The 14062-nt window shown below is 63.7% G+C and carries 14 protein-coding genes; 6 read left to right on the top strand and 8 right to left on the bottom strand.

The window, feature by feature from the left end:
* Positions 1-15: 15 nt before the first annotated feature.
* Both FZI91_RS11125 and FZI91_RS11120 read right to left on the bottom strand, forming a co-directional pair.
* Positions 16-1464 carry an NAD(P)/FAD-dependent oxidoreductase gene (locus FZI91_RS11125; RefSeq protein WP_162525645.1) on the bottom strand — a complete coding sequence of 483 codons (1449 nt, stop codon included), beginning with the start codon at positions 1462-1464 and terminating at the stop codon, positions 16-18.
* A complete protein-coding gene (locus FZI91_RS11120) occupies positions 1461-2318 on the bottom strand; it encodes an SDR family oxidoreductase (RefSeq protein ID WP_162525646.1) in 858 nt (285 codons plus the stop codon). Before FZI91_RS11120 ends, FZI91_RS11125 begins: the two co-directional genes overlap by 4 nt.
* Before the next feature lie 83 nt (positions 2319-2401).
* On the opposite strand from FZI91_RS11120, the gene FZI91_RS11115 reads away from it, so the two are divergent.
* The 3 genes from FZI91_RS11115 (at position 2402) to FZI91_RS11105 (ending at position 4864) form a co-directional block, all read left to right on the top strand.
* Complete coding sequence (locus tag FZI91_RS11115; protein ID WP_155939001.1) at positions 2402-3028, top strand: TetR/AcrR family transcriptional regulator; 627 nt, start codon at positions 2402-2404, stop codon at positions 3026-3028.
* A gap of 61 nt (positions 3029-3089) precedes the next feature.
* Positions 3090-4376: a magnesium transporter MgtE N-terminal domain-containing protein gene (locus FZI91_RS11110; RefSeq protein ID WP_155939000.1), complete on the top strand. Its 1287-nt coding sequence runs from the start codon at positions 3090-3092 to the stop codon at positions 4374-4376.
* The gene (locus FZI91_RS11105; RefSeq protein ID WP_155938999.1) at positions 4376-4864 is read left to right on the top strand and encodes a DUF1003 domain-containing protein; all 489 of its coding nucleotides are present in this window, start codon (positions 4376-4378) and stop codon (positions 4862-4864) included. The genes FZI91_RS11110 and FZI91_RS11105 overlap by 1 nt, the downstream gene beginning before the upstream one ends.
* Before the next feature lie 2 nt (positions 4865-4866).
* On the opposite strand, the gene FZI91_RS11100 is transcribed toward FZI91_RS11105, so the two are convergent.
* Together FZI91_RS11100 and FZI91_RS11095 are read right to left on the bottom strand one after the other, a co-directional pair.
* Complete coding sequence (locus FZI91_RS11100) at positions 4867-5523, bottom strand: response regulator transcription factor (RefSeq protein WP_155938998.1); 657 nt, start codon at positions 5521-5523, stop codon at positions 4867-4869.
* Positions 5516-6730, bottom strand: coding sequence for a sensor histidine kinase (locus tag FZI91_RS11095; protein ID WP_155938997.1), 1215 nt, complete (start codon positions 6728-6730; stop codon positions 5516-5518). Before FZI91_RS11095 ends, FZI91_RS11100 begins: the two co-directional genes overlap by 8 nt.
* 134 nt (positions 6731-6864) lie before the next feature.
* On the opposite strand from FZI91_RS11095, the gene FZI91_RS11090 reads away from it, so the two are divergent.
* Complete coding sequence (locus FZI91_RS11090; RefSeq protein ID WP_155938996.1) at positions 6865-9768, top strand: RND family transporter; 2904 nt, start codon at positions 6865-6867, stop codon at positions 9766-9768.
* Here FZI91_RS11090 and FZI91_RS11085 read toward each other — a convergent pair.
* Positions 9765-10148 (bottom strand): hypothetical protein, encoded by a 384-nt coding sequence (locus FZI91_RS11085; protein WP_155938995.1) that lies wholly within the window; start codon positions 10146-10148, stop codon positions 9765-9767. The genes FZI91_RS11090 and FZI91_RS11085 overlap by 4 nt on opposite strands.
* Before the next feature lie 91 nt (positions 10149-10239).
* Entirely contained in the window at positions 10240-10875 is a 636-nt protein-coding gene (locus FZI91_RS11080; protein ID WP_155938994.1) for a TetR/AcrR family transcriptional regulator, read from the bottom strand.
* 53 nt (positions 10876-10928) lie between these two features.
* Here FZI91_RS11080 and FZI91_RS11075 point away from each other — a divergent pair, with 53 nt between their 5' ends.
* Together FZI91_RS11075 and FZI91_RS11070 are read left to right on the top strand one after the other, a co-directional pair.
* The gene (locus FZI91_RS11075) at positions 10929-11759 is read left to right on the top strand and encodes a class I SAM-dependent methyltransferase (protein ID WP_155938993.1); all 831 of its coding nucleotides are present in this window, start codon (positions 10929-10931) and stop codon (positions 11757-11759) included.
* A gap of 29 nt (positions 11760-11788) precedes the next feature.
* A complete protein-coding gene (locus FZI91_RS11070; protein WP_155938992.1) occupies positions 11789-12862 on the top strand; it encodes an LppP/LprE family lipoprotein in 1074 nt (357 codons plus the stop codon).
* A 17-nt stretch (positions 12863-12879) separates the two neighbouring features.
* Here the strand turns inward: FZI91_RS11070 and FZI91_RS11065 are convergent, their stop codons facing one another.
* On the bottom strand, positions 12880-13443 hold the full coding sequence (locus FZI91_RS11065) for a hypothetical protein (protein WP_155938991.1): 564 nt from the start codon (positions 13441-13443) through the stop codon (positions 12880-12882).
* Positions 13440-14033, bottom strand: coding sequence for a hypothetical protein (locus tag FZI91_RS11060; protein ID WP_155938990.1), 594 nt, complete (start codon positions 14031-14033; stop codon positions 13440-13442). Before FZI91_RS11060 ends, FZI91_RS11065 begins: the two co-directional genes overlap by 4 nt.
* Positions 14034-14062 lie beyond the last annotated feature (29 nt).

Below are 14062 nucleotides of genomic sequence, written 5' to 3'. Positions count from 1 at the left end.
CGGAACCGAGGAGCATCACTGCACGATGTAGTGATGCTCCTCGGGAGATCCCAGCATGTGCTCCATGGTCTTTCGATCGAACGGCCACAGGTCGACCGAACCGTCCTCCGTGAGGTACCACGAGTTGCAGCCAGTGGCCCACACCGTGGGCTTCATGGCTTCGCGCGCTTGATCGTTGAACTCATCGGTGGCCTCGCGGCTCACCTCGACTGTGGTGATCTCGCCGCGGGCGAATCGCTGTAGCCAGCTGACGATGTACTCGGCGGTGCGCTCGGCGGTGTACTGAAGCCAGATCGAGCCGGTCGGCGAGTTGGGACCGAGCACGGTGAAGAAGTTGGGAAAACCGGGAATGGCGGTCATCCGGTAGGCCTTGGGCCCCTTCTCCCATGCCTCATCGATCGAATATCCGTCCTTGCCAACCAGATTCATCGGACGCATGTAGTTGTGTGCCTGGAATCCGGTGGCCAGTACGATCACATCGAATGCGCGCTCGACACCGTCCACCGTCACGATTCCGGTGGGCGTGATCCGATCGATGCGGTCGGTGACGATCTCGACGTTCGGCTGCTGGACGGCGCGATGGAAAGACCCGGACAACACCTGCCGCTTGCACAGCGGCTCGTAATCCGGGGTGAGCTTCTGTCGCAGCTCCTTATCGCGGATCAGATGCAGACAGGTCCGTGCGTACCGCTGCACTAACCGCCGCCCAAAGCCCGGCCTGGTCACGATGTTCACCAACGCATCGGTGCCCGTCAAGGCGCTAAACCGCACGAGCCGTTCGGTGGGCAGGGCCTCCAGTATCTTCGTGACGAACTTCGGCTGCCGCATCCCCATCGGCGCCCACAGCACCCATTGCGGAGTTCGGATGAACGACGTCACCTGACTAACGATGGGTTGCAGTGCCGAAACAACCTGCACCCCAGTAGAACCGGTTCCGATGGCGGCAATGCGCTTGCCCGCCAGTTCGATGGAATCTTCCCAGCGGGCGGTGTGCACCACCTTCCCTTGAAAGCTGTCGAGCCCGGGAATATCCGGAATGTTCGGGTGGTGCAGCACGCCGGTGGCGGCGATCAGAAAATCGCACTCCAGTGTTTCCCCGGCCGCGGTGGTGACACGCCATCCGGACCCGGTGAACTCGGCTGCCGTCACTTCCTGCCCGCATCGAATATGCGGCATCACACCCAGATCCTCGGCGGCCTTGCGGTGATACTCCTGAATCTCGCTGCCGGTCGCGAAGACTCGCGGCCAGTCCGTCCTCGGCGCAAACGGGTACTGGTAGGCCTGCGAGGGCACGTCGCAGGTCAGTCCCGGATATCGGTTCCAGTACCAGACGCCGCCGACGTCATCACCCTTCTCCAAAATGGTGAAGTCGTCGAATCCGGCTTCTTTGAGCTTATGGCCCACGGCAATTCCCGCCATGCCTGCGCCAACGACAATGACCCGCGGGGTGCGCTCGCTGCTCACTTCTGGTGCTCCGCGCTCTGCCGCTCGATCCGCTCGATATAGGCGCCGCGCGCATTCAGGTCCAGCGAGGTCAAGGCGCGACGGTCATCGATGAGCCGACGAGCAAGTCGCTCAACCGGTTCGGGCACAAAAAGGTCCACCAGCCCCCAGCCGAAGGCGAGCCAACCCGGGACCGAGATCTGACTGCGCCGGGTATCGACGCTGCGCACAATCGCGGCGGCCACGTCCTCCGGATCCACAGTCGGCATGCCCTTGCCTAACGGTGCGCCGGAAGCCAATTCCGTCCGCACCGCACTCGGCAGCACGCAGCTGACGCTGACGCCGGTGTTCCCATACTCCTTGCGCAGTGCCAGCGAGAGCCCGACGGCACCGAACTTGGAGGCGTTGTAGGTGACCATGCCGGGGACGACGAGCTTGCCCGCCATCGACGCCACGTTGACGATGTGCCCGCGCCCGCGGGCCACCATCTCCGGCAGCGCGGCCCGCGCGCCGTTGAGCGGTCCGCGCACGTTCACGTCGAGTATCAAGTCGGTGGTGCGTTCGTTTTCTTCGATGAATCCGCCCAGCGGCATCACGCCCGCGTTGTTGATCAAGATGTCCACGGGGCCCGACTCGGCGCGCACCCTGTCAAGAAACGCGGTCCACGATTCGGGCTTGGTGACGTCGAGGGCACCGGCCTGCGCACGCGGGATTGCGCCCGCAGTCTCCTTGGCAACCACATCGTCGACGTCGCCAATCCAGACGTCGGCTCCCTTATCGGCGAAGAGGCGCGCGGTCGCGGCGCCGATTCCCCGGGCTCCGCCGGTGATGACAACCACGGCACCAGGCAATTCGATCTTCGGATAACGACTCACATCAACCTCCAGCGGAATCACATGTCAGTTTCGGAATGATATGTCATTCTTGATGGGTGTCAAGGTCGGTAGGATCGCCACTCATGTCGTCCAGCCCGTCCACCCTGAGTCGTGCCGAACGCAAGAAACTCGAGATGAGACAGGAGATCCTGGACGCCGCCTTCGCGTGCTTCGCTGAGCAGGGCTACCACGCCACGGGCGTCGCAGATATCGCCGGACGGATCGGGATCGGCCATGGGACCTTCTACCGGTACTTCAAGAGCAAGCGGGACATCATCGAGGATGTCATCGACGACGTCACGGGGCAGATCTTTCACGCGATCAGCGCCGAGAACGCTGCCGGGCTCGCCGACGACATCGACCAATACCGACAGCAGTCGGTACGCATCGGCGCCGCGCTGGCGCACCTGTTCCGGGAGAACCCGCGGCTGCCGCTACTGCTCCTGGAGGCCGGTTCGGTCGACAACGAATTGCGCGAGCGCGTGTTCGGCATGCTCGCCACCAGCGACCACCTTACTGAGGCATATCTGCGGCATGGTGTCGAAAAGGGTTACCTACGTGCCGATCTCGATACCGAGTTCACCGCCCGGGCGGTGACCGGGATGATCCTCGCCAACGGATTGCACGCGTCACGGGGCGGTGAGGTGCAGGATGCCGATCGATTCTCCGACGCCGTCATCGCATTGATGTACGGCGGAATCGGCCCCTAAACGCGGCCGACTGCAGACGCCGGAGGACGGCCGTTAGGTTCAACCCCCTAATCTTGCTGTCATGGCCGCAGTGAGCAAGGTGTTCGCAGCCAGGCTCTCAGGCCTGGTGGTTCTCGGCCCGGACGGCGAATCGATCGGCCGGGTACGCGATGTTGTGATCAGCATCGGTGTTACCCGAAAACAGCCGCGGGTCATCGGCCTTGTCGTCGAAATGCTGACGCGCCGAAGAATTTTCGTTCCAATGCTGCGGGTGACTGCCATTGAGCCCGGATCCGTGACGCTGAATACCGGCAACGTCTCGCTGCGCCGCTTCGAACAGCGTCCCAGCGAGGCGCTGGTCCTCGGACAGGTTCTCGATACCACCGTGCGAACGGACGATCCCGAGCTCGAACAGTTCCAAGGTGTCGACCTCACCGTGGTGGACCTGGGTCTCGAACAGACCCGCACCCGCGACTGGGTGGTCACCCGCGTAGCCATGCGCAGCCCGCGACGGCTAGGACGGCGCAGCGGTCTACAGGTCGCCAACTGGAGCCACATCCACGGCTTGACGCCGTCGACACTCAACCTGCCCGGACAGGGCGTCGCCCAGTTGATGCTCCAGTTCGAGGGGATGCGGCCGGTCGAGGTGGCCGATGCCATCCGCGAGCTACCGCCAAAGCGACGCGACGAGGTGCTGGCCGCGTTCGACGACGAGCGACTGGCCGACATCCTCCAAGAGCTTCCCGAGGACGACCAGGCCGAGGTACTGACCAAGCTCGAGGACGAACGTGCGGCGGACGTACTGGAGGCCATGGACCCCGACGATGCCGCCGACCTGTTGGGCGAGTTATCACCGGCAGAGGCCGAATCGCTCCTGGCCCTGATGGATCCGGAAGACTCCGAACCTGTCCGGCGTCTGCTCACGCACTCCCCCAACACCGCCGGCGGCATGATGACCCCCGAGCCGGTGATTCTGAGCCCCAACACCACTGTTGCCGAAGCTCTTGCCCGCGTACGTGATCCGGACCTGACGCCGGCACTTTCCTCACTGATTTTCGTAGTGCGTCCACCCACGGCGACGCCCACCGGGCGCTACCTCGGATGCGTGCACCTGCAGCGGCTACTACGGGAACCCCCGTACGCGATGGTCGGCGGCATTCTCGATAGCGACCTGCCGTATCTGGATGCCGAGGCGCCGCTGGCCGAGGTGACGCGCTACTTCGCCGCCTACAACCTGGTGTGCGGCCCGGTAATCGACAGGGATGGTCACTTGCTCGGAGCCGTCACCGTGGACGACGTATTGGATCACCTGATGCCCGACGGCTGGCGCGCCGAAGAACCCGAGGCCGTGTCCGGGGGTGACCGCTGATGAGCGAGGCGTCGGCACGGCAGCGGCTCGACACACCGCGCTCCTCGCGAAGGCTATCCCTCAATCTCGATGTCGAGGCGGTCGGCAGGGTCGGCGAGAACATCGCTCGGTTCCTCGGTACCGGACGATACCTCGCCATGCAGACGGTGTTCGTCATCGTGTGGATTATCTTGAACCTCTTCGCAATACAGATGCAATGGGATCCGTACCCATTCATTCTGCTCAACCTCGCGTTCTCTACACAGGCCGCGTACGCGGCGCCGCTGATCTTGCTGGCCCAGAACCGGCAGGAGAACCGCGACCGCGTCGCGCTGGAAGAAGACCGCAGACGGGCCGAGCAGACCAAGGCCGATACCGAGTATCTGGCTCGGGAGCTGGCCGCACTGCGCCTCGCGGTCGGCGAGGTCGCCACCCGCGACTACCTGCGTCGCGAACTAGAGCAGCTACACGAAACCCTGGAGGCAGTCCTCAAAAAGGACGCGCTGTAGCCCTATTTCGGTGACACGACGCCGTGGTCGTACGCGTAGACAATGGCCGCGGCCCGGTCGCGCAGATCGAGTTTGACGAAGATGCGCCCGATATGACTCTTGACCGTCACCTCGGATATCACCAGTTGCTGGGCAATTTCGGAGTTGGTGGATCCGGATGCGATGAGTGTCAACACATCCAGCTCTCGCGAAGTGAGCTTCTCCTCGGCGTCCCCGGAGCTGACGGTGGGTGCCCGCCGGTAGGCACTCAGCACACGCGATGTCACGGCCGCATCCAGATACGCCTCACCGCGGGCCACAGCATGCACAGCACGAACCAGCTCCTCGGCCGGAGAGTCCTTAAGGATGAACCCCGCGGCACCGGCACGAAGCGCCCCGGAGAGCAGTTCCTCATCATCAAATGTCGTGAGTGCCAACGCCGGTGGCCCATCGGCCGCGTGCAGTAGCCGAATAGCCTCGATACCACTCATCTGTTTCATGCGCAGATCCATGACCACCACGTCGGGCCGCAGCTGGCTGACCGCCGCCGCGACCTGGCTCCCGTCGGTGCACTCCCCCACGATCGCGAATCCGTCCTTGCGGCGCAGAATCCGGCGCAGCCCAGTGCGCACCAGCTCCTGATCGTCGACCAAGAGCACGCCCACCTCGGATTCAGTCATGGCGCCACAACACCTTCCGCCGCTGGCGGCACTGCGATCCGGTGGACTCCAGCGGCACGGTCGCCGAGACCGTCCATCCTTCCCGCTCCGGCCCGGCGCGGAACTCGCCGCCGAGTACCTCGACCCGCTGGCGCATGCCGGACAGTCCACCCCCGGCACGCATGTCCATACGAACCCCCGGGGTCAGGTCATTGCGCACGGTCAGGCTCACCGCGGTACCGCTGACATCGAGGTGCACCGCCGCCGACGATTCCGGGGAATGTTTTGCGATATTGGCCAGAGATTCCTGCGCGACCCGGTAGAGCGCTAAACCCACACCGGCACTAATGGATCCGTCGGACTCACCGATATCAGACTCCACCGCCATCCCCGCGGCCGTGAAGTCGGCCACGAGATCAGGGAGATCGGCGATACCCGGCTCGGGGGCCAGCCGCATCGGCTCAACACCATCCGGCCCCCTGCTCAGCAGACCGACAGTGCCACGAATATCCGACATTGCCTGCCGACCAAGGCGTTCTGCATCGACCAATCCTGCGACGGCGTCTTCCACATCCCGATCCTCCTGAAGCGCTCGCCTCGCGCCAGTCAGATGCAGCATCGTCACCGAGAGGGAATGAGCTATCACGTCGTGGATTTCGCGCGCGATGCGACGCCGTTCATCGGAGGCAGCCTGTTCCTGCATCCGAACCTGCTGCGCGCGTTCCTGCAGCAGCAGCCGCTGCTGCAGCTGCATGATGCGGCCGATCATCCACCCGCACAACAGAAAAAACACCATGAAAAGCGACAACGTCCCCAGGTGATGCAACTGCTCGGCCACGACCAACAGCGCCACGCACGCGCTCGCAGCGAGCAGACCGGCACGCACCGAAGCCAGTGCACCAATCTCGCCCAGAGTGAACATCAGCAGGAACGGGGCGGCGTCCATGACATTCTCGGGCCACGACAGGAACAGCGCCACGCCCGCGAGGCTGCAGGCCACGCTCCAGAGGGTGTTGAGCTTGTACCCGGCGAGGAGGAAGGTGAGTATCGGGGCCAGTGCCAGCAGACTCGCCGACGCCAGCAACCAGGGATGGGTGAAGCCTCGCTGGATTACGGCACAGCCCACGATGAGCAATGTGCTCGTGTACATCACGCCGGGCACGGTCCACGGAAACTCGTACGGCACCAAGGCGCGGCGTCGGTACGCCCATTCCCGGAACCGGTCCATAGCGCCAGCGTAGAGCCGGTTGCTCCGTCGCACATCATGCTTCACGCGGATCCGCGTGTCCTACCACGGTAGGAGAAGAAGTCTCGCCCACAGCACGACGAGGGTTCCGCGGCTTCTCCGTAGCGTCAGCTGCCATGTGGGATGCCATCGCAAGGTTCTGTAGCCGCTACGCGATTTTTGTCATCGGGCTCTGGGTACTCGCCGCAGCTGCGGGAAACCTCCTTGTGCCGCAGGTGGAAAGCACCGCACACAACCACGCTCGCGGCTTCCTGCCACAGGGTGCACCGGTCAACACCGCGGGCGCCGCTATGGGTAGACAGTTCAAGGACGGCGACGGCGGAAACCTCAACTACCTGGTCCTGGAAAGCGACCACAAAATGGGACCCGTCGAGCATCAGTATCACGATCGTCTGCTGACAAAACTGCGTGCCGATACCGCCCATCTCGACTCGGCGATGGATCTGTGGGCCGACCCGCTCACCGCCGAGGGAGCGATCAGCCCGGACGGCAAGGCCGTGTACACGATGCTACGAGTGACCGGCGAGCTCGGCGGTGCACAGGCCAATGCTTCCTTGGACGCCGTCCGACGGATCACCGCCAACGAGCCCGCGCCCGCCGGCATGCACGCCTGGGTTACCGGGCCGGGCGCCACCATTGCCGATGAGCTCACCGCCATTGACACGCAGATGTACATGATTACCGGTGTCACGGTGGTCCTCATCGCACTGTTGCTGCTTGTCGTTTACCGGTCCGCGAGCACCGCTGCGATCCCGTTGATCACCGTAGGTATGGGCCTGGCCGTGGCACGTTCGATCGTGGCCTTCTTCGGGGAACGCAACATCATCGAGGTTTCCATCTTCTCTGTCGCGCTGCTGGCCGCCCTTGTACTTGGCGCGACAACCGATTACGGCATCTTCCTGCTCGGGCGCTACCACGAACAACGGCGCTCGGGAGTGGAGCATGAACAGGCGCTCGGTATTGCCAATCGCAGCGTGGCACCGGTCATCGCGGCATCCGGGCTGACCATCGCCGCCGCCCTTTCCTGCCTCATGTTCGCGCAGGTCGGCATGCTACGCAGCGCCGGGTTACCTTGTGCCATAGGAATTCTCACCGGCATGCTAGCGTCGCTGACATTGCTGCCGGCGCTGATTGGGTTGGCCGGCCGTCGCGGACTCGCACAACCACACCCCTTACGCGGGCAGCCGGGACGCCGTTGGCGCCGGGTGGGCACGATGGTGGCCCGCTGGCCGGGCCCGGTGCTGGTCGGCTCCGTGCTGGTGCTCATCGTCTGCGCCATTCCGGTCGCCGGCCTGCGCCTTGGTTTCGACGAGCTCGCCGCGCAGCCACTTTCCACGCACGCCAACCAGGGCTATCAGGCCATGGACAGACATTTCCCGCCGAACCGGCTGCTGCCGGAGATCGTCTCGATCGAGGCGGACCACGATCTGCGCAACCCTGCCGGGGTCATCGGTATCGAGCGAGTCACCAAGAAGCTCATGGAGATTCCCGGAATCCGGATGGTGCAGTCGGCCTCGCGCCCGGCGGGTTCCATCCCCGAGCAGGCGGCGCTCACCGAGCAGGCCGGGATCATCGCCGATCAGCTCGACGACGGCACGACCCAAATGAGCCGTCGTTTGGGAGCGGTCGATCAGCTCTCGACGACGCTCAAGCAATTCTCCGCGGCCATCTCCCAGCTGCAGAAGGGACTTGCCGGCGGCGTGAGCGGGATAGGCGACCTCAACTCCGGTATCGGCGTCATGCATTCAGGGATGAAGACGCTGCAGGACAATGTGTCTCAGGTTTCGGAGTACATGGACCCACTGCGCGACTTCACCAAGGGCAATCCCAACTGCGCCAATGACGCGATCTGCTCACTGGTACTCAAGGCAGTCGAACCGATGGACTCGATGTTGGCGGCGACCGCCTCGCTCACCGACAGCACCGCCACCTTCGGCGCCGGTACGCAGAGCATGCAGAAGTCCTTTTCGGGCGCGGTGACCTCGGTGCAGGACATGAAAGGAACAGTGGCACAGCTGAGCTCGATCACCGAACAGCTGACCAACGCCGTAGGCGAGACGCGCACCATGTTCTCCGGGCTCACCGAGTATCTGCGCGCTATGCGCGAGGACTTCCGCAGCAGCGGTGAAGGTGGTTTCTATCTGCCCCAGCGCGCCTGGCAAGACCCGCGCTTCCAGCGGGCGGCCGGCCTGTACTTCGCCCCCGACGGTCGATCGACCCGCATGCTGGTATTCGGAGACGGCAAGGTGTTTGGCGCGGACGGCGCACACCGATCTCCCCAAATCACGCTCGCGGTGAGCGAGGCTACCAAGGAGGGCACCCTCGCGGGCAGCACCATGAACATCGCCGGATTCGGCACCGGCACCGCCGAATTGCGTGGATACGTCAGCGACGATTTCCTGCTCCTGGCCGCGGTGGCTCTGGGCCTGGTGTTCCTGATCGTGCTGGTAATGCTGCGCAGCCCTGTGGCGGCCGCCGTAGTGATCGGAACCGTCGTAGCCTCCTACGCCTCCGCACTCGGGATAACCACGCTGATATGGCATGACCTACTGGGACACGACTTGCACTGGTCGGTCCCGTCGATCGCCCTTATTGCACTGGTCGCAGTGGGCGCCGACTACAACTTGTTGTTCACCATGCGTATGCGCGAGGAGATATTCCTGGATGGGGCGGGCCTACGCACTGGGATGGTCCGCGCCTTCGGCGGTACGGGCGGCGTGGTCACCACGGCCGGGATCGTCTTCGGGATCACCATGTTCGCCATGCTCTCCAGCGACGTGCTGAGCATCGAGCAGGTCGGCACGGCTATTGGTGTCGGATTGATCATCGACACGCTGATCGTCCGAACATTCGTGGTTCCCGCGATGGCGGGGCTACTCGGCAAGTGGTTCTGGTGGTCGCCGGCGCCGCTGCTACGCGGGCTGCTGTTGAGGTGGTCCAGAGCTCGCTCGCCCCGCACTGCCGGTGTGCTCTCGTACCTATTGACGAGGCCGTCACGGCTGGAGAGCACCGGGGTCTAGACCTCCGAGCCGGGATCCCTGTCGATGAGGCTGCGCGGAAACGCCAGGATCCCTGTCACGGATAGCAACCAAGCGAGCAGGCGCGCAATGCTGATTCCGATGCCGGGCGCCAGCGTGTGGTCGATAACCCAGCTCGACCAGGCGTCAAGGACGAGGGCGACGGCCAGCCCGACCGCGACCGTGACAGAGATTCGGTCGAATTTCGACCGTCCGGGCCAGTAGTGCAGCACCGTCGCTGCGATGCCGATGAGCAACACGACGATCAAACGCACACTGTCCACGCCGAAGAACACGGTGAATGCGAATCCGAGAAGATAGAGCACCATCGCTGAGGCCTTGACCGCGGTCGCATCCAGCCGCAGACCAGCGACAACAATCATTGGAGGCGGGCCTGCACGCGGTAACGTGGCACGGCCATAGAATACCCAGGTAGTGGCATAAATACGACGCCATGTAGCCAAGTTTTTACGGTTAGGGTCGGCTACCCATTCGGCGCGCGAGATCCTCGCTCGCCGATTGTGCCTGCTCGGTGGTCAACAGCGGGTTGGCATAGACATCGACAAGCGTGGCCGCCATCTTCAGATCACCCTCGGGCGAGCCAATATCCACGCCAAGCCCACGCGAAACATGTTGCTGAAGCAGCGGCACCGCCAACGCCATGGCAGTAATGACGGTGGCGCGAGATCTCATATCGACCTCGGGCGGAGCGGCGCGGTGTTCATCGGCACTCGCCAGCCAGCCTTCGGTCATCGCGACCATCTCGTCGAAAATCTGGCCCGCCGAGCCGTCAACCAGCGCTCTGGTGATGTAGTCCTGGTGCTGACCGATCGGGATACGTGCCGAAACGTAGTGCACGTCACCGCGTTCCACGTTCGCCTGGACTTGTTGGTTGAGGTTGCGCATCGTCTTGACGAGATAGTCGTCGCATGCGTCGCGCAGCTCCTGCTTGGACCCAAAGTGGTGACGTAGCAGCCCCGAGGACACGCCAGCCCGTGCGGCGATTCCGCGGATGGTGGCTCCGTCATATCCCTTCTCGCCGAACTCATGTAGCGCCGATTCCCGAATCCGGGCGCGGGCGGTGAGGTCGTCGGGGTCCACGGTCTCCATTGCCAAATATTACACGACTGGACAATTGACTACACGCTTGTATAGTCGGATCCATGGGCATCGACACCAGCGGCATCACCCCCGAGGAAGAAACCGCCTTCCTCACCCTGAAGGCGCGCGCAGTCAACAACGGTTGGCCGCGTCCGATCCTGGCCGATCCGGGCGCGTCGGAGGCGGTGGCGAAGATCGATTACGATTTCGGCGCGCTTGGGGTGATCACCCCGGTGGTATGCCAGTCCTCTTTGCGTGCAAAACTTCTCGACGATCGGGTGCGTGCGTTCGTGGCCGACCATCCCAATGCGGTCGTCGTCGACATCGGCGCGGGCCTCGATGACGGGTACCGTCGCGTGCGGCCGCCCGCGACCGTCGATTGGTACAGCGTCGACCTACCAGGGATGGCAGCGCTGCGCGATCAGGTCATGCCGCCGGGGCCGGGCGAGCACACCATCGGAGTTTCCGTCACCGACCCGGCATGGACCGCGGGCATACCCTCGGATCGCCCGACGATGGTCGTCGCCGACGGCTTCTTCGCGTTCCTCACCAAGGCACAGATCATCGCCACGATGCTGGCCATCACCGACCACTTCCCCACCGGGCAGCTGGCTTTCAACGACTACGGCCGCATGGTGGTCGGGGTGTGGATCTCAAAACTGTTCCCGCAAAAGATGTTCAAGAAGGTGAATCAGCTGCGTGGCTTCGAGGGCTACAACGATCCGCACACCCCGGAGCAGTGGAATCCTCGGCTCAAATTCGTGGAAGAGTTCAGCATGGTAGATGCGCCCGAAGTGGAGTTGTTCCCGACCTGGGTGCGGATTTCGTCGCGGTTAGCGCGGTACAGCACGTCGATGAAACGATCGGCGCGCATCCTGCGGTTCGCGTTCTAGGGCAAACACTCTGCACATAAAGTTGAGCGGTGCGCACTCTGGGATTTCTTGGACTGGCCTGCCTGCTCGTCGTCGGCGCCTGCGCGCCCGCGCCACACAATCCGGGGCCGAGCATCCCCGCCACCGCCGTGCCGTACGCAAGCCCGGCGCAACCCCCGGCAGCCAGTGAACCGCTGGTCATTCAGCCGAGCAGCGACGCGAGAGAACGCCTCGCGCGCGTGGCCGACGGGGCGCTGGTCGACTCGGGCGGATTCCATGAGTGGGCTCCGAGCCGCGCCGCACCTGTGTCTTCGGACGTTTCGCTCATCCATTTCTCGACCTCGGACGGCAACATCCACTGTTCGGGTTCGATCGGCGGGATCTTCTGTGAAGTACGAGAATCCGGCATTCCCAAGGCGCCCCGACCGACAGGTCCCGGCAACGGGCCGGTCGCCTGGCAGCAGGTCATCGAGCTCGGTCCCACCGGCCTGCGGTACGGGTTGTTCAACGGCAGTGTGGTGGTGTTCCCGGACGGCAACACACTGCCCGCCGGATCGACCATTCGTTTCGGCGACGTCGAATGCCTCAGCGGCCAAGGCGATATCACCTGTGTCGACTACTCAAGCGACACCGGCTTTCAGCTCACCCGCGATGCGCTCACTCCCTTGCGCTCCGCGGAAGCGCTGCCCCGAGACACCCGAGTCGAGCCGCGCACATCGAGAGGCACATACTGCGGCGCACTCGTGACACAGCAGATCCTGACCGATGCCCTGAACTCGCTGCCGAGAACCGGAAATATCAAGTGGAACAACCGATTCTATGATCTTGAAGCGTATTCCTGCCGAGCTCTGCAAGCCTTCATCGCCGAAGGCGAGATGTCTGCCGGCGACCCCACCGCACCAAACCAAGTCCTGTTTTTCGATCGGGGACGATTCGTGGGAACGGCGACCGATAGGCCGTATTACGGACTGTGGGGTAAGACCGACGAGACCGATCCCACGTTGATCCACGTCAGGTTCCTGCTGCTGCCCAGCCGGAAGCAGGTGACGATCCCCGCCCGCTACACCAACGGCCGGGTACAGCTACTCGAACCCATCCCCGCCGGGGCAGTTCCCGCTGGCTAGCTGGACACCCGATCCACCTACATACCTTCAGCATTCAGCATCAACGCGCGTCGGGCTTCGACGAGCGGCACCACGTAGTACAGCTGGATGGCCACGCAGCCCCAGACGGGCATGTTCATCGCCACGATTTCCGGGTTGGGGTGCAGGCTCAGGCTCTGCACGACTGCGAGCAGGCACCAGAAGCAGAGCAGGCCCAGGACGAACTTTCCGTAGCCGCGCGGCAGCTGGGCCGCGCGCGCCAAATATCCGTCCGCCAGGCGAATCAGTGCCGATCGAGCCACGGGTTCTGTCGGCAACGGTCCACGAGTCAGAGCCTTCGCAATGCGTTGACGTTCCTGCGGCGGAACGTCGTTGAGCGCGGCTCGCCAGGGCGCACCCTGGATCTGCGCCATGACGGCGATGAACACACCAAACGCGAACCCGACGATCCCGACGACCACCCACCAGCCCACCTGCCCCCGAGGCGGGGAAGGATCGCCCGGCGTCCAGAACACCAATGCAAGGCTCGCCATCACCCAGCCGATCGCGATGTTGGCCAGGAGCCGCACCCAGAACGGTGCCAGTGCCAGTCGAATCATCATGCGAGCACCTGGGATTCGTGCATTGTGAACAGCTCGACGCGGGCCCGAAGAAGCGGGCGCCGGAACCACGCACGCGTCACTACCGCGCCGAGTGCGGCCGAGATCAGCAAGGTCGCATAAGCACTCCATGGACCCGACCAATCCTGGGTCGCTGAACGGAGAATGTAGACCTGCGATCCGATCATGAGGGGATAGACGAACATCGAACCCACGCGTGATTTCGGCTCCCTGTCGAGATAGATCTGCGCGATACCCATCGCAGCTCGCCGAATTGCCGGGTCCTCGGGCACGGGTCCACGCGCAAGTGCTCGCGAGACCTTCGTGAAGTCGGCAACATCGACCCCCCGCAGCGCTTCCTCGTACTTCTCCTTCTCAAACTCCATAAACATGCCCAACAGCGACCCGACCACGACGCTAAACAATCCAACGCCGATCCATGATCCAAGCTGACCCAGTTCCGCTACCGAGGCGCTCCAGCCCTTGCGACGCAGATCCGTTCCGAAGGAAATCAGCGCCGCAATCACGCTGGCAAGCAGAACCAACACCACAGTTCGGGTAAACCAGGACGCCATCGCCAGCCGAAGCCACATGCGGCGATCATAGCCCAGTCAGCAAACTA

The organism is Mycobacteroides sp. CBMA 271 (assembly GCF_009729205.1).
GTDB lineage: Bacteria > Actinomycetota > Actinomycetes > Mycobacteriales > Mycobacteriaceae > Mycobacterium.
This window is presented reverse-complemented; position numbering and strand designations above follow the sequence as displayed.

Coding starts and splice junctions, on each gene's coding strand:
- FZI91_RS11115 (WP_155939001.1), top strand. CDS start 2,402: ATGTCGTCCAGCCCGTCCACCCTGAGTCGTGCCGAACGCAAGAAACTC.
- FZI91_RS11110 (WP_155939000.1), top strand. CDS start 3,090: ATGGCCGCAGTGAGCAAGGTGTTCGCAGCCAGGCTCTCAGGCCTGGTG.
- FZI91_RS11105 (WP_155938999.1), top strand. CDS start 4,376: ATGAGCGAGGCGTCGGCACGGCAGCGGCTCGACACACCGCGCTCCTCG.
- FZI91_RS11100 (WP_155938998.1), bottom strand. CDS start 5,523: ATGACTGAATCCGAGGTGGGCGTGCTCTTGGTCGACGATCAGGAGCTG.
- FZI91_RS11095 (WP_155938997.1), bottom strand. CDS start 6,730: ATGGACCGGTTCCGGGAATGGGCGTACCGACGCCGCGCCTTGGTGCCG.
- FZI91_RS11090 (WP_155938996.1), top strand. CDS start 6,865: ATGTGGGATGCCATCGCAAGGTTCTGTAGCCGCTACGCGATTTTTGTC.
- FZI91_RS11085 (WP_155938995.1), bottom strand. CDS start 10,148: ATGATTGTTGTCGCTGGTCTGCGGCTGGATGCGACCGCGGTCAAGGCC.
- FZI91_RS11080 (WP_155938994.1), bottom strand. CDS start 10,875: ATGGAGACCGTGGACCCCGACGACCTCACCGCCCGCGCCCGGATTCGG.
- FZI91_RS11075 (WP_155938993.1), top strand. CDS start 10,929: ATGGGCATCGACACCAGCGGCATCACCCCCGAGGAAGAAACCGCCTTC.
- FZI91_RS11065 (WP_155938991.1), bottom strand. CDS start 13,443: ATGATGATTCGACTGGCACTGGCACCGTTCTGGGTGCGGCTCCTGGCC.
- FZI91_RS11060 (WP_155938990.1), bottom strand. CDS start 14,033: ATGTGGCTTCGGCTGGCGATGGCGTCCTGGTTTACCCGAACTGTGGTG.